Origin of the sequence: Acinetobacter sp. MB5 (assembly GCF_003261585.1) — a bacterium.
Taxonomy (GTDB): domain Bacteria; phylum Pseudomonadota; class Gammaproteobacteria; order Pseudomonadales; family Moraxellaceae; genus Acinetobacter.
The window spans coordinates 41,928-58,497 of sequence record NZ_POVU01000013.1; the positions used below are offsets into that span (position 1 = coordinate 41,928).

Annotated in this window: 12 protein-coding genes; 7 read left to right on the forward strand and 5 right to left on the reverse strand. The window is 38.4% G+C overall.

Annotation, left to right across the window (positions count from 1 at the left end):
• Positions 1-137: 137 nt before the first annotated feature.
• Together C1A47_RS13470 and C1A47_RS13475 are read right to left on the reverse strand one after the other, a co-directional pair.
• A complete protein-coding gene (locus C1A47_RS13470) occupies positions 138-2,321 on the reverse strand; it encodes a TonB-dependent siderophore receptor (RefSeq protein WP_111895542.1) in 2,184 nt (727 codons plus the stop codon).
• A 198-nt stretch (positions 2,322-2,519) separates the two neighbouring features.
• Positions 2,520-3,122, reverse strand: coding sequence for a hypothetical protein (locus tag C1A47_RS13475; protein WP_227539786.1), 603 nt, complete (start codon positions 3,120-3,122; stop codon positions 2,520-2,522).
• Between the two features lie 388 nt (positions 3,123-3,510).
• On the opposite strand from C1A47_RS13475, the gene C1A47_RS13480 reads away from it, so the two are divergent.
• On the forward strand, positions 3,511-5,553 hold the full coding sequence (locus C1A47_RS13480; protein WP_227539787.1) for a TonB-dependent receptor plug domain-containing protein: 2,043 nt from the start codon (positions 3,511-3,513) through the stop codon (positions 5,551-5,553).
• A 151-nt stretch (positions 5,554-5,704) separates the two neighbouring features.
• Here the strand turns inward: C1A47_RS13480 and C1A47_RS13485 are convergent, their stop codons facing one another.
• Both C1A47_RS13485 and C1A47_RS13490 read right to left on the reverse strand, forming a co-directional pair.
• On the reverse strand, positions 5,705-6,154 hold the full coding sequence (locus C1A47_RS13485; RefSeq protein WP_111895544.1) for a hypothetical protein: 450 nt from the start codon (positions 6,152-6,154) through the stop codon (positions 5,705-5,707).
• Between the two features lie 107 nt (positions 6,155-6,261).
• Positions 6,262-7,155, reverse strand: a complete 894-nt coding sequence (locus C1A47_RS13490) for a LysR family transcriptional regulator (protein WP_111895545.1) — start codon at positions 7,153-7,155, stop codon at positions 6,262-6,264.
• Positions 7,156-7,250: 95 nt separating this feature from the next.
• Here C1A47_RS13490 and C1A47_RS13495 point away from each other — a divergent pair, with 95 nt between their 5' ends.
• Both C1A47_RS13495 and zapE read left to right on the forward strand, forming a co-directional pair.
• Entirely contained in the window at positions 7,251-8,003 is a 753-nt protein-coding gene (locus C1A47_RS13495) for a sulfite exporter TauE/SafE family protein (protein ID WP_111895546.1), read from the forward strand.
• A 4-nt stretch (positions 8,004-8,007) separates the two neighbouring features.
• On the forward strand, positions 8,008-9,081 hold the full coding sequence (gene zapE, locus C1A47_RS13500; RefSeq protein WP_111895547.1) for a cell division protein ZapE: 1,074 nt from the start codon (positions 8,008-8,010) through the stop codon (positions 9,079-9,081).
• A gap of 564 nt (positions 9,082-9,645) precedes the next feature.
• Here zapE and C1A47_RS13505 read toward each other — a convergent pair.
• The gene (locus C1A47_RS13505; protein ID WP_111895548.1) at positions 9,646-11,067 is read right to left on the reverse strand and encodes a DUF389 domain-containing protein; all 1,422 of its coding nucleotides are present in this window, start codon (positions 11,065-11,067) and stop codon (positions 9,646-9,648) included.
• 432 nt (positions 11,068-11,499) lie between these two features.
• Between C1A47_RS13505 and C1A47_RS13510 the strand changes: the two genes are divergently transcribed.
• From C1A47_RS13510 to C1A47_RS13525, 4 genes are all read left to right on the forward strand, one after another.
• Positions 11,500-12,324 (forward strand): ParA family protein, encoded by an 825-nt coding sequence (locus C1A47_RS13510; RefSeq protein WP_111895549.1) that lies wholly within the window; start codon positions 11,500-11,502, stop codon positions 12,322-12,324.
• Positions 12,325-12,335: 11 nt separating this feature from the next.
• Positions 12,336-13,430, forward strand: a complete 1,095-nt coding sequence (locus tag C1A47_RS13515; RefSeq protein ID WP_162625951.1) for a ParB/RepB/Spo0J family partition protein — start codon at positions 12,336-12,338, stop codon at positions 13,428-13,430.
• 371 nt (positions 13,431-13,801) lie between these two features.
• The gene (locus C1A47_RS13520) at positions 13,802-14,797 is read left to right on the forward strand and encodes a biotin/lipoyl-binding protein (protein WP_111895551.1); all 996 of its coding nucleotides are present in this window, start codon (positions 13,802-13,804) and stop codon (positions 14,795-14,797) included.
• Positions 14,798-14,814: 17 nt separating this feature from the next.
• Positions 14,815-16,569: an ATP-binding cassette domain-containing protein gene (locus C1A47_RS13525; protein ID WP_111895552.1), complete on the forward strand. Its 1,755-nt coding sequence runs from the start codon at positions 14,815-14,817 to the stop codon at positions 16,567-16,569.
• The last annotated feature ends 1 nt before the right edge of the window (position 16,570 follow it).

The window sequence follows — 16,570 nt, forward strand, 5'->3', positions numbered from 1 at the left end:
AAATTGAATTCTTTAGAGTGTAACAGGATTCTCAATGCAATTTTTAGTCCAAACAAGACATTCAGTGACCCACAATAAAAAACTGCCTGAGAGATCACCTCAGACAGTTTTTAAATACAACCATCTAAACTTTCAGTTTAGAAATTAACAGTCCATGATAATTGTGCTGTACGTGGCGCACCAAGGAACAAATAGTCATCTCCATAGAAACTACCTGCATCTCGCCAGTATTTTTTATTGAACAAGTTGTCGATGTTGAAGCGAAGTGTGTTGTCATAACCATAAGCACGGAAGTTATAAGCTGTACCTGCATCAAATACAGTAAAGCCAGGTACTTTGACTGTGCCAGACTTATTCGCATATTTACTGCTGCTGTACTGCATGCCTGCCAGTAAGCGAAGCCCTTCTACTTGTGGGACCTGATAAGACAAATGACTCGCAAAACGTAAGGTTGGCACGTTCTGGGTTTGATGACCCTGATATTCAGCCGTTTGTGTACCTGTTAAACGTGAACGGGTTAAAGCCAAAGTTGATGTCATATCGAGGTTTTGAGTCAGTCTACCTTGTAAACCAAGCTCCAAACCGAGATTGTGCTGTTCACCTTCAGTGACATAATCGCCTGCAGTGTCGGTATATTGATTGTCTTGCTTTAAGTCAAATAATGCCGCTGTAAAAAGAAGTGATTGCCACTGCTGCTTAATCCCCAATTCATATTGAGTCGAATGCACAGGTGCTAAAGTGGTATAAGCATTATTTGCATACCAAGGTGCTTGACCACCATCACTTAACCCTTTTGCATAAGATGCATAGAGATGGGTATGTTCCCAAGGCTGATACATCAAGGCAAGTTGCGGCAAGAAACGATTAAAATTGGTATCTCGGATATTATTACCATCGGCATCATACGCATTTTCATTCAGATGCAATAACTTACCACCGATTAAAACCGACCATGCATCATTAAAATCAATTTGGTCGAGTAAGTTTAATGCGGTTTGCTGACTATTTAGTGACTTATAATGATTACCCAAAGTATCTGTAGTTGGATTATAAGTCACACTATTCGTATAAATGTTCCCTGTTCCAACCCACTCATTAATCGCATCGTATTGTGCATGACGCTTATAAGTTTGCGATAGTTCTAAACTTAAAGTGTGTTGCCATGAACCTGTATTGAACTGACCATTCAAACCTGCTTTAAATTGATTGGTTATATAAGTGTCATTCGGACTGCGGTAGTCATAAATGTCATAGTTCCCGTTTTGGTCAAAAGTATTTGCTAATGATGTTGAATAATCACAAACACTACTATAGTAACAACCATACGGGAATGATGAATAATCGTCGACCACTGCCCGACTTTGTGAAGCGGTCAGATTGGCTTTCCAGTTGTCATTGATTTTATAGCTATATTTGAGACTGGTATTTAAACTTTCATCGGTCACTGGTTTACTCCAGCTTTGATAACCGAGTAAACGACTTGAACTCACATCGCTTGGTACAGTTGTGCCATCAAGTAACTGATAACCAGGTACAGAACGCTGGCGTTGGCGTTGTGATTCAATATCAAATTCAAGTTTTGAACGATCTGAAATTTTCCAGTCCAAAGCCAAAGATCCAAACAAACGCTGACCATTGGCATGTTCAACATAAGGATGCATTTCTTCTTTGGCAATATTTACCCGATAACCAAACTGCTGATCTTCACCCAGAAAACCACCAAAGTCAGTTGCTACACGATTGCCACCATGACTGTCAGCTTCAACTGTAATAGAGTGAATGTCTTTCGGGCGTTTGGTGACATAGTTCACCACACCACCTGGTGTCGACATGCCACTTTGAATCGCACTAATGCCTTTTAAAATTTCGACTTGTTCTTTATTTTCGAGTGCAACATTTTGCTGACCACGAATCAAATTACCATTCAGTAAATAGCTTGATCCAAGGTTTAAAGCAAAACCACGCATTACAAAGTTGGGATAGTAACCAATCGCTGCATAGCCATCGCCAACTGCGGCATCATTTTTCACCACATCAGTTAAAGTTTTAGCATGCTGATCTGCAATACGCTCTGCCGTCACCGTACTGATTGACGCTGGAATTGCAGCAATATTTTTCTGTGTAAAACCAGATAAGTTAACTTTAGGCTGATAATAAGGCGTTTGTTCGGTTTGAGCAGTCACCGTAATCGTGGCCAGTTGTTGAGCATCATCTTCCGCTTCAGCATGTGCCAATACGGAGCTCAGTCCTAGACATGAAAATGAACTCACTGCCAGTAATGCTTTTTGTAAACGAGAAAATGAAAATGGATACGTATTCACAGTAATTGCCTAACCCCAAAAGATAATCTTACAGTCTGAATTTTGCGGGCATGAGTATTCACAATTTTTTCTGTGGGAACAAGACATTCCATACCATATCTGATGTTTTTTATATATTATCCCGATAAAAGGTATTTTTCTGTTCAAACTCAAATCATCGAAACCGTCGACCATTTGAGTTTGATTGGCTGATTTCTTTTATTTAGTTGAATCACCAGGTAGAGAACAGCTTTGCAATTGAGTCACATCTTTGGTCAATGCAACCTGCTGTTTTTCTGAAATTGGCTGTAATTCATCAACCTCAATTGTACAGCGACCATTTCGTTCAACATAGTTGGCCTCATAATCTTTGCCTACCTGTGGAATAAAACTCATGGCAATCCGACAAGAATGGCTGAAATTGTCTAAATTCACACTGATGCTGGCATCCAGAACAAGCGGTTTATTGGCATCGACCACATACTCTTTAAACGAACCGCGTGTCATAATGCCTTTATCATTCATTGTTCTCACACTCTGTTCTGTCATCGGGATACCCGCCGAAATATTTTTTATTCGTCTTGGTGTACCATTATTAAAGCGATGATGTAACCGAGTTGCAGAAGTTGCACGCCACTCATTACAAGTCCGATCTATATAATGCTTAATCACGGTATCCCCATAATTCCCATATAAGCGAATGCGAGCTTGAGAACTCGGATCATAAAATTGTTTGCTTTGTACCAAAGCTGATTTTTGTGCCATAAAACAGCCTGATAAAGGCAAAACCAATGCAGCTAAACAGAGATAGTGAAGTTTCATTTTTTTCCAAGTGCTTTTAAATATTTATTAAAATCGAATTTTCGATGATCTAAAGTGATTCAATAAAATCAACCACTTAAATATTACAATAAAATATTCTATATTATCAATAATTTAATATATTTATTAGTCCTTCTATTGCTCTACTTTACCCCCACTGACAAGCAACCTTTTGAAAATACATCTGGAGAGACTTTCACCGTATTTACTTAAATGATGTAAATAGACCCATTCACCAATACTTGAATCTTCACATAAACCATGAAGAATCAATATGATATAAATTTTAGAATAATAGTAGACATTCTCATTATCTTCATAATTAGCAATTAATATACACGCCTTATAAATTTCTAATACATGGACTTACTTAAGCATGACAAAGCAAATGAATTTTTATAGGAAAGTTTCTCCTGTCAGTTTTTTAGTTTTATCGTTATGTTCAGTACAAAGTTGGGCGGAAGAAACGGCTCAAAACACATCTCAGGAAGATACAACAACACTCAAAACGATTCAGGTCAGCGCATCTGCCAAAAAACCAATCGATAAAGATTTAAGTGCGATTCCGAAAACCATTATTACCCGCGAAGAAATGCTCAAATATGGCGACCAGTCTGTCAAAGATGCGCTGAGACGAGCGGCAGGTTTTCAAATTCCGAGTTCAGGGCAAGGTCCACGTGGCAATGGTGCTGCATCGGGTATGCGTTTTCGTGGTGGTGGCACACCTGTATTTTTGATCAATGGCGAACCTGTGCAAGGTGGGCCACGTGGTGGCATGTCAATTGTCGATACCATTACGACTGACATGATTGAACGCATTGAAGTGGTAAAACAACCGAGCGTGGCTCAGGCATCTGTTGCTTCTTCTGCCGTGATCAATATCATTTTGAAAGAGCCGTTGGATACCTTACTGAATGGTAATCTCCGTGTAGGATATGGTGATATTGCAGCCAGTGATCAGCAAGAAAGTCGTCGTCAAGTCAGTCTGCAAGCCGATGGTAAAGATCAGGCATGGACATATAGTTTATCTGCCAATCAGATGTGGATTGATACTACATCAACCAGTACCACGACCAATAGTCAGGGCACACGCGAACAAACGGTGGATACTGACCGTACCATGCGCATGTTTGCACCACGTGTAGAATACAGTTTGGACGATGAACAAAAATTGGTGGCTGAAGTTTTTTATCGTGACACCAAAAGCAAGAATGTCAGCAGCAGCCAATATCAAAATGATGACAATGACAGCGTCCGCCTAAACACACGTTATGAACGTAAAACCGACAATGGTTCAGATAAACTGCGCCTTTCTGCTGAACATCAAAATGAAACTCAACTCACCACATCGAGTAGTCGTGAAACCTATACGGATGAAACAATTAATGAGTACGGTTTCGCTTATGATGGTGTCCGAAAATTTGATGATCACAAACAGTTAAAATTCGGTTTTGATACACGCACCAGCAGCCTTGAAAGTAATCTGACCGATACGCTCGATGAAGATCGTTATGCATTATATGCTGAAGGCAGTTTACGTATGACGGAGCGTCAAACCATCTCTTTGGGTGCACGCCAAGAATGGATTCAGCGTAGTGGCTTGGTGGATTATCAAGACCATAATCTCAGCCCAGTTTTAGCACACCGTTTTGAATTTGATGATCATTGGTCATTGCAAACCAACCTCAGCAAGTCGGTACGTAACCCGCGTGCAGAAAGCCTTGTACCAACCGTCACCATGTCCAATGACAGCGATGCAGGTTCTCTCAACAACCCTGACAAAGGGGGGAATCCTGACTTACGCCCAGAAAAAATCTCGGCGTTCGAATCAACACTGGAATATAACTCCCCTGACGGTGGCGTGTCTTTGACGGGTTATTACCGCAATATTAAAGACTATATTGAAAATGTGATCGCTCTCGAAGGTTCTCGTTACGTGCAACGCCCAGAGAACCAAGATAAGGCTGTCACTTATGGTGTTGAGTTGACTGGACGATATGCCCTAAAAGAAACAGGATCTGGACATTCATTTATGCTGAATGCCCAACTTTCTACCGTACATGCAACGGTAGATGATGGTACACAGGAACGCCTAGCCAGTGATGTTGCACCTTATACAGCCAGCTCGGGTATTTCATATAACTACAAACCAATGCATGTTTCGACCAGTTTCAACTTAAGTTATACCCCGAAATTCACCCGTGGGCTTGCTAGCCAACCATATGACCGCACCACCAATGCCCGTGTTGGGCTAGATTTTAGTACCACCAAAACCTTTAATCATGGTTGGGGCTTAACCTTTAGCGCGCGCAACTTATTGGGTACACGCTATAAAGAATATTTAACCAATCAATCCGATGGCAGTTTATACGAAACACGGATGACCAAATCCATTCCAAGTTACTTGTTAACTTTAGAGAAAAAGTTCTAAGTCGCGAGCCCCATCTTTGATGGTTAGACTATAAAACATATCAAATAGACTTCTCATCCTAGAAATAGAAGCTATTTGATATGACTCTACTGCTCTGCTATGACTTATCGAGCTGTTGCTAAACGTAGTTTACAATAGAGTATGTGATCGCTTAAATTTTTGAAAAATCTAAAATAAAATAACTGACAAATTTTAAACCTGCCTTTTGTTTATAATAGGACATACCTAAAAAAACCTGATCTTCAACTTTCACCAATTCATCATGATAACGACGAACCCAACTTGGATTTTTCGGGGAATTATGGTCAATGACAATGACTTGTTTATCAAAGAATAAAGACTTTGCGATATGACCTTCAAAAGAGTATTTCAGTATTTCAAAATAAGGCATTCCTATTCGATTTAAACCTGTTAAACCATGCTGTTCTGAAAAATGAAAAACTTTGCCTTTCCACAAATTTAATTTTTTGAACCAAATAGGAAATAATACTTTCCCACTCGCTGCCCCGTGCATTTCTTTTAAATCACTACATTCTGAGTGTATAAATAGCTTTTTCAGTTCAGCGTTGGACATACGCTCATATTTATTAAGATTGCTCATCTTTCCAGACCTAAAATTTTATTTTAAATATTACATGATTTACTCGGACGAGCTTACAACGAAATGTCTCACAGATATAGAACCAAACAACAAGAATATATTTGCGTTCATGAGGCATGGGCATTACACAGCATTTCAACATAAGTCCTAAGCAATGGACTCGCCTGTCGATGCAGTGCAATCACCACTTGTGCCTGAGCAGTTGCATCACTAAGTGGCACATAATGTATATGCTCCAAAGCAGGGGCAATCATTGACTCAGCCACAATGGAAACCCCAACACCTTGCTGCACCAAAGCCAGTTGCATGCGTTTACGCGAACGTAGTGCAGCAGGTTTAGGGTTAAACCCTGCTGTCACACATAAACTACGCAAAACATAACTCATACCGCCACGTTCAGGATGTGGCACAGACACAAATTGTTCATGTTTCAAATCTGCAACCTGTAAGGTCTGCTGCTGTGCCAGTGGATGAGTTTTAGGCAATGCCACATATAAGTGTTCTTGTTGATATTCAAACAATTCAAGTTCGGCATATTCATGAGAGAGTACGGGCAAACGCAAAATGCCGACATCAAGCTGCCGATTCTTTAATAATTCAATCTGTTGTTCAGAAGAATGTTGGGTAAATTCGATACTCAGCTGATGACTCGAAGCAAACTGCTGACTTGCTGCAATAAAGCGCTCAGATAAACCGATACTACTGGAATGTGCCACACGAAAAAATGCATGCTTACCCTGACTCAGTTCCTGTGCCTGCTGTGTGGTTTGCTGTAAACTTTGTAGAAGCTGACTGCTCTTTTTATAAAAATATGCCCCTGCAACCGTGAGCTGAATCTGGCGTTGTTCCCGATTAAAAATCTTAAATCCTAGCTCTTCTTCTAAGAGTATTATCTGCCGACTCAAAGCCGATTGGGCAATAAACAACTGCTCTGCGGCTAAATGATAACTTCCCGTTTCCACAATTTTTTTTAGATATTGCAGTTGCTTCATACTTGGCATACTGATCTCATTTTTAGATTGATAAGAATAAATCTTGAATTAGATTCGATCATTGTAGTGGCTTATGCTGTTTTTAAACAGATCGGATGTTGAATATGGAACTTGTTCTGGCAGATTGGCATTGGGTATATCTTCCCATTATTTTCTTTGCCTATATTATTTTTGGGCTTTCTGGTTTTGGTACGACACTCATTGCTGCACCTTGGCTGAGTCTATATCTGCCACTGAATCACATTATTCCCATGATTGTAATTTTAGATGCCATTGCATCTTTTAAAAATTGGTATCAATCGCAACAACATGTGCAATACCTCCAAGTAAAGCGCTTATTTCCATTTATGTTGGTTGGCGCAACGATTGGCATTTGTTTACTGACGTATGGTCAACCCAAATTTTTACTCTTGTGCATGGCGATCTTCTGTATCACATATAGCGTATATCAACTTCTTAAAAAAACTGCACCAATTCAAAATAATTCGCCTTATCTTGCGACAGTCACTGGCTTTTTTGGTGGGTTATTTGGTGCGCTGTTTGGCAGCGGAGGTTTCTTATACGCGCTGTTTTTACAACGAAATCTTGATCAAAAAATTCAGATCCAATCCACGCAAAGTGTTCTGATTTCACTGAGTACCAGCGTTCGTTTGATCTTGTGTTTAATTTTAGGTTTATATTCCTTCAGTTTATTGCTTTTAGTAATATTGCTCATACCAAGTATGCTACTTGGTACATACATTGGTCAAAAAATGATGAATAAGATGGGCCTGACTCATTTCAACCAACTGATCTATATTTTAGTTTTGTGCTCTGGCATCAGTTTATTATTCCGCTTTGCAACGAGTGCAGGTTAATTTCATGAAATCACGATCCCTCTCCCCTGCCCAACACTATCAACAACTTTTAAATAACCAGAAAGTCCGTGCAGATGCTCAGCAGCAGCAAGTGGTTTTAGCACTTGATCAACTTTGGCAGCAATTACAACAACCCACTCAACCCACAGGTTTTTGGCGCTTCTTTCAAAAAGCAGGAACACCACCACAAGGGCTGTATATTTGGGGAGGTGTCGGGCGTGGTAAAACATGGCTGATGGATTTATTTTTCGATAATCTTCCGATTCAGCACAAGCAACGTATGCATTTTCATCATTTTATGAAAATGGTTCATCAACTATTAATCGAGCGTCAGGGGCAAAGCAATCCACTACAGGATGTTGCCAAGAAAATTGCCAAACAAACCCGAATTTTATGCTTCGATGAGTTTTTTGTGATTAATCTCACCGATGCCATGATCATGACTGAGCTATTCCAGTTATTGTTCGCTGAAGGCATCATTTTGGTAGCAACTTCAAATATTCCACCTGAGCAACTCTATCAACATGGCTTGAACAACCAGCGCTTTCAGCCTGTGATTGATTTAATTTTGCAACGCTGCCATGTGATTCATTTAGATTCAGGAATCGACTATCGCGATAATAATCTGCAAGGTCAGCATTTCCGATATCCACTCACCCCTCAAACTGAGCACTGGATGCAGCAACGTTTCCAACAACTCAGTATGACGGAAACCATCTACCATGATGCTTTGCTCATCCAACATCGGTTAATGCAACCACATGCCTATTCAGATCAGGTTCTATGGATTAGCTTTAATGAACTATGCCGCAAACCACGCAGCCCTGCAGATTATATTAAGCTGGCACAACGTTTTCAGTATGTTCTTATTTCTGATATACCTGTTTTAAATGATCAAATTTATGATGTTGTTCGGCGGTTCATTTATTTGGTCGATGAATTATACGATCAGGACATCCAGCTCTTTATGAGTTCAGAAACTAATATTTTTGAAATTTATCAAGGACAACGTCTTGCTTTTGAAATTCAGCGGACATATTCTCGTTTAACTGAAATGCAAGCATGGAGCTGCTTATAATTTTATTATTACAACATATCTAATTGATTTTTTAATACTTATGTAATCTACATCTATGAATTTAAAGCCCTTCTCTTTTAAAGGTGGAAACCTTGTCACCATAAAAGTGGAAGACTTGTCACTACCTAGCTCTTTCCTGCAATTGAAGCAGTAAACTTTGCATAAAAGCATGACAAATATGTTCAAAATTCGGACTATTGGTTCTTTTTTGTCTAAAATAGAATAAGTTAGACGAAAAATTAAGCACTATAAATATTATTTCAATCACTTAAAAGTGGAAACCCTGTCACCATAAGGTGAAATTTATTATAACTTTCCACTTTTATAATTTTAAGATGATAATCTTTCCACTTTAACGTTCTCTAATACCAAACACATTTTTACTCAGTTTAATACCGTTCTGTTTTCATACTTCCTCGGTTTTATTTACACAGTACATATTTTGTGTTCCTAGCTTAATTTCATTCTAAAAATTTAAAAAACAACTGACTATAGCCTGTTGAAATCAGACTAAATACTCATAAATACCATTCCGTTTATTTATCAATGAACTAAAAAAATCTACTACGGATTCTTTTGTACAACACCTGTATGTTCGTGTTGATCAGTTGGAGTGGGTTCTTGCACAAAACTAAAAATAACAGCATCCGTCTTTGCTCGAACCTTAAACCAATTTTCTATTCGTGTTTGGTTTTCAATTGAAATTGGTTGCGATGATCGAACACTTAATTGAATTAATGTGCGTTTGTTATTGCCAGAAGCTAAATCGACCCCCTGCCCCACAAATATCGACGTGACAATAGGATACTGTGCGCGTAGCTCTGCAAAGATATCATCAGCTTTTGCGAATAATGCATTTTTAGTAGATATCTCTTGTTGTAATTGCTTAACTTGTTCATTTTTTTTACGTAAAGCTTCTTCTCCATTTAAGTATAAATCACTTAACAATCCTGCTTTCAGTGCAGTAACATCAACTTTATTACTCCCTGTTTGATGAACAATAATTTTTGTTCCAGCCAGTTGCGCAACAGCGAGCCTGCCTTCTATATTCTTCAACGTCGATTGACTTAATGGGAGTCCAATTAAAGCCAGTTCAATTGTCCGTGTTTTTGGATCAATCTTTGAATTGGCAACTTGTGTATCTTTTAAGGTAAATTCTTGTGTAATAAAATTATTGGCATTCGATTTATAGACTTCATCATTGACTAACTCTACTGCCAGATATGCACTTGGAATAGCTGTTCCTAATGCAATCACGAGTAATGACATTTTTACACGTCTTTCAACTCTCGGATCTGTAAAACCGTGCCGTTTAAGCCTAAGTATTCGACTTCCCATCACGGTTGCCAAGCCAATAAAAACGCAGTTAATTGTATATAAATAAAGCGCACCACCTACAAAGCTCCATTTTCCTGTCGCAATACCAAATCCTGCTGTACAAACGGGCGGCATCAATGCTGTAGCAATCGCAACGCCAGGAATGACATTTGATTTTTCTGTTCGTGTGATCCCGATGAGTCCTGCCCACCCCCCAAAAAATGCAATCAATACATCCCAAATCGTGGGTGAAACACGTGACAATAGTTCAGATTGTGCATTTTGAAGTGGTGAAACTGAGAAATATAATGTTGATACAATCAGGCTAATGAGCGTTGCCATTCCCAGATTAAACAGTGCTCTTTTGACTAAGTCAAAATCATAAACTGCGACCCCTAGCCCTGCTCCCATAATCGGCCCCATGAGTGGTGAAATCAGCATTGCACCAATAATTACAGCTGTCGAGTTCACATTCAGACCAACAGAAGCAATAAAAATAGCAAATATCAATATCCAAGGTGTTGCACCAGTCAAGTTCACACCATCGCGGATTCGGCGTTGAATTTCTGCATCTTCAGCTTTATCAGAAAACAAACTGAAACGATCACGTGCACCCTTAAGTCGGCTCTTAGTCGTAGATGTTGAATTGTGATTATGGGATGTAACCATTTTGGCTCCTTCCTTATTATTTATTTCTACATTATTCTATAGCACACAATCCTTTATATGCTTTAGTTTAAGTATACGTCTTATTTTCTGATTCGTTATATCATCAATGGAATTCTCTCATTTTTTGTTCTTTAACTTCTCTAGCATCCCTCTGATTTCATCTCTCTACAATTATATTTAAGTCGTCGGCACGTCCTCATTTGCTCATCTCTTTTAATATTAATTTAATTTTTTACATTCTCCTTGTTCATTTTATCCAAGATTGCATTTGCTCAAAATTTTATGTTTCGCAGCGAAACGTTAAAAATTCGTTTTTAACAAAATACTTTAAACAATAATTTTTCTATATTTCGCTGCGAAATTTAAAAAGAATTGATTTTATTTATAAAAAATTTTAAAGTTATTTTATTCAAAATATTAAGGTCCGTGAACATGGCAAATGGTCAAGCGTTGAAAACAGCAGTTGCTCAAAATAAAGGTGGTGTTGGTAAAACAACAATTACAGTGAATGTAGCTGCTGCATTAGGTGCAAAAGGATATAAAGTTTTAGTTGTAGATCTCGATGCTCAATGTAATGCGACCAATCATATTAGTTTAAAATCTGCTGTAGAATTACCCTATTCCATTGCAGATTTTTTTGACCAATATAAAACTTTAGATGCCAGCTTAGTGATTGTTCCAGAGGAACATACGCGTTTTACTAATGTCAGCCTACTTCCAAGTTCTAAACGTATTGGTGACTCTGCACGTTCATTACAAAGAAATAGTCCGATTCCCAATGAAATCTTGTCGAGAATTTTAGATCGAGTTCAATCTAACTATGATTTTATTTTGATTGACTGCCCACCTGAAATTGAAACCTTAACCTTTAATGCGCTGGTTGCAGCAAATAGCTTTATTTTACCTGCACAGGGTCAATACTCGATCGAAGGCTTTGAGAAGATCTTGGATGCAATGGATAGTCTAGATCGGATTAATCCTAATCTTAAAATTCTTTGTCCAGTTCTGAATTTTTTCAAAAAGAATCAATTGGCAGATAAAAATATGAAAGAGCAACTAGAACAGGAATTTTCAAGCGAAATTTTAAGAGATCGTATTGTAAGCAATGAAATGGTCTTAATTCCTCAATCTACAATCTTTGAGCAAGCGGCAATTACCAAACTTTCAATTTTTGAATTGGCAGCTGAATCTGCGCCAGCAGTGCAAGCATTAAATCAAATCGTCGACGTATTAATTTCAGAGTATCAGCGCAACTAAGGAAGATGCATATGTCAAAATTTAATAAAATTCTGAATAAACAGCGCCAAGAAAAAAACAACAATAACGAGGTACAAACCAGTTCAGAAGAAACCATAATTGATACTGTTCAAGAAGTCGTTTCCCCAGTTCAGCGTCGAGTACTATCAGGTAGCCAGCACGGAACAGCGTTAACAAGAATTAGTGTCGAGCTAATTGATCATTCTCCTTATCAACCACGCTTGATGCCATCTGTCAATTATGATGAATTGCAAGAGCTAGCAGATAATATTCGAAATAATGGACAAATCAATCCAGTTTTAGTCCGACCAAAGAATGGACGCTATGAACTTGTAGGTGGTGAACGTCGCTTATATGCAATTAAAGAAATCCTCAAATTAAAAGATATTGATTGCTTAGTAAAAGATATTAGCGATGAAAAAGCTGCAATTACGGCACTGGTTGATAATATTAATCGTGCTGATTTGACTGACTTTGAAATTGCGCGATCTTTGCAGAAAAATTGTCAGATGTTTGGCTATCCAATTGACAATGCCGATTTCATTACCGAGAAATTTAACATTTCTCGAAATAAATATTATCGCTTGATTAGCTTATTTGATTTACCAGACTTTATTCAAACCGCTTTGGAAAAAGAACCTAATTTACTCAGTGGCTCAGGTGCAAGTTTACTCAAAACCGCACTCAATAAATCAGTGGAGTGCGTTGGTTTAAATTTAGCTTTAGAACTTTTGAAAAAAGAATGGCAACAATATATCGATGATGAATTTTCGGTTAAGCAAAAAAGAAATACCAATTTTATTAAACAATTTGAACAGCATGCTCAAGCACTATTTTTACAAAATCAGATTGGTAATGCAGAAAAGGTTAAAGATGAACCCATCGTTGCTTCTCAAGATACTCAAGGTAAATCTTTAACTGAGGACGAACAGGATGATGGTGCCACTCAATATAGTTTGCTAAATCAAAAAGGGAAGAAATTTGGTTCATTAAAACTTTCAGAAAGTCTAAAAGGTAAAAAAGTTGTTACCATTCGAATGACAATGAAACAATTGGATGAGAGAAAACTCGAAAAACTTAAAGAGTTCTTAAAAACTTTAGAGTAAATTTTTCACGTTCCGCAGCGAAACAGAAAAAATTATACCCGTATAGCAGTACTTAATTTAAAAGTATTTTTGTGCGGGTAGTAAATATTCAAATGAATAGTAAGTATCAAAATACGCATAGATTAGAAAATCGCTATAGAATCTTGATGAAATAAAATAGAAAAACTGGATTTTAAAAAATAATCATATCCTGTAAAAAAAAATTGAGAATAATGGCCCTGTTAAATTTGTACATTTAGTCTAAAAAACAGACAAATATGCAACAAATCATATAATATAGCTGGAAAGCTTCAAGAATTAAATTTGGATCAAATCAGCGAATTAAAGCACATTTCATATTATTAAAGTGCTTGGTTAACAGGACTTCTGTTATGAAAAAAAGATTCATTATTGCCATTTTATTGATTGTTCTTGCATCGGCAGGCTACTTTTTTTACTTAAATAAAAGCCAAGATACTCAACAAGAGCTAACACTGTATGGAAATGTAGATATCAGGCAAATATCCCTAGCATTTGAAAATTCGGGACGTATTCAATCAATGAACGTTGAGGAAGGGGATAGGGTACAAAAAGGGCAAGTCTTAGCACAGCTCAATACAGATGCACTGCAAATTCAGGAAAAACAAGCTCAGGCACAACTGATGATTCAAAAGCAAGCCATCCTTCAGCAGGAGAGGGGGGCACGTCCAGAAGAGATAGTTCAAGCTCAAGCTCAAGTCTCTGCTACTCAAGCTCAATTGCAAAAAGCAAATCAGGACTTGAAACGTTTTAGTGAATTAAGTCGAACAACAGCAGGGCAAGCCATCAGTCAGCAAGAACTCGATGCTGCAAAAAACGCACAGGTGGCTGCTGAAGCACAAGTCAAAGAAAGCCAAGCAAACTTACAACTGTTAATCCAAGGTGCACGACAGGAAGTTCGTGCAGCGACAAAAGCGCAATATCAGGCTACACAGGCTAGCCTACAGCTGATTCAATATCAAATATCTCAAAGCAAATTAATTTCACCTTCAAATGCTATAGTTCGTGCAAAATTACAAGAATCAGGAGATATGACCACAGCACAAAAAGCTGTGTATACCTTGGCATTAACCAACCCGAAATGGGTCCGTGTATATCTGAATGAAAAAGAGTTAAGTGCGATTAAACTCGGTGAAAAAGCCCTAGTTTCTCAAGATACCAACCCTAATCAGCCAATTACAGGTCAAGTAGGGTATATCTCCTCAGTCGCCGAATTTACTCCAAAAACTGTACAGACCAATGATATTCGTACGACGTTGGTTTATGAAATGCGAATTTATTTTCAAGACCCTAGTGACCAGCTAAAAATGGGGCAACCTGTCACTGTCATCCTTAAACGATTCAAATAATAGGGGGTCTAGACATAATGCAAAGTTCAAATGTAGTTATTGCACAAGATTTGAACCATATTTTTAAGGCCAAAAATAAAAAGCAAACAGATATTGATGCTATTCAAGATTTAAACTTGAACATACCAGCAGGGCAGTTAACCGCACTGGTTGGACCCGATGGTGCAGGCAAAACAACATTGTTACGTTTAATTGCGGGATTATATCAACCCACATCTGGCAGCTTGGACGTTCTAGGAATTAATGTCATACAAAATCCACAGGAAGTACAAGATCGTATTAGCTATATGCCACAACATTTTGGCTTATATGAAGATTTAAGCATCCTAGAAAATCTAAACTTGTATGCTGATTTACATGGTGTATCACAAGATATTCGCCAAAAACGCTTTGCACGATTATTAGACATTACTGATCTAGCTGCATTTACACAGCGTCCAGCAGGCAAGCTGTCAGGAGGCATGAAGCAGAAACTTGGGTTGGCCTGTACCTTGGTACGTTCACCCGAACTTTTGTTGTTAGATGAACCGAGTGTGGGCGTTGATCCACTCTCAAGACGAGATTTATGGATCATCATTGAACAATTAGTCAAAGAAGAAAATCTAAGTGTGATTATCAGTACAGCCTACATGGATGAAGCTGAACGATGTTCTAAAGTGTATATCATGTATGAAGGACAAATCTTACAGCAAGGAACGCCTCAAAATTTGAGTGAACAAGTTAAAGGACTCACGTGGCAGGCTTATCCACCTGAAAATATGAAAGCAAGAGCTTTACAGGCATATTTGCTTGATCAAAAGCCATCGATTATCGATGCGGTTCCCAAAGGGGATATTGTTCGTTTTATGACGCAACAGGAATGTTCTGAATTACCAAGTGAGCTAGTACCTCTAGGAACCCATGTAGAAGCGAGAGCCCCTGAACTTGAAGATGCTTTCATGCTGTTCCTACATCAGAAACAATTAAAAAGTTCATCTAAACACCATACGCATCAACCCTTGAGTAGTCGTATCAGCAACCAGCCACAACAAACTTCTCCTGTCATTGTTGTTAAAGATGTGGTGCGTAAATTTGGGGATTTTACAGCAGTCTCAGATACATCTTTTGATGTACAACAAGGTGAAATTTTTGGACTCCTTGGGCCAAATGGTGCAGGTAAAACCACCACGTTTAGAATGTTGTGTGGCTTACTCCCTGCCACGAGTGGCAAGCTTGAAGTGGTGGGTATGAATTTGCGTACAGCTCGTGCACCAGCACGTGCAAAGATTGGCTATGTATCACAGAAATTTTCACTGTACAGCAATTTAACAGTTATAGAAAATTTACGCTTTTTTGGTGGCGCATATGGTCTTTCTGGAAAGCAGCTTCATCAACAAATAGAAAATGCTTTGCAGCAATTTGAGCTCGAACCCGATGTCAAAACAGGTGATTTAAACATTGGTTTTAAAAAGCGCCTGTCTATGGCTGCAGCATTATTACACCAGCCAGAGATTATCTTTCTTGATGAGCCAACCAGTGGAATTGATCCGTTAGCAAGACGCGCATTTTGGTACACCATTCATAAATTATCCAATCAAGGTATTACCATCATCATTACGACTCATTTTATGGAAGAAGCTGAATACTGTGATCGCATTGCCATTCAAGATGCAGGAAAAATGCTGGCTCTCGGAACCCCTAAACAGATTCGTCAACAAGGAGGATTAGTTACTGCCGATATGAACACTGCATTTATTGCAATCGTGGAACAAGCCCGTGTTCAACATCACTAAC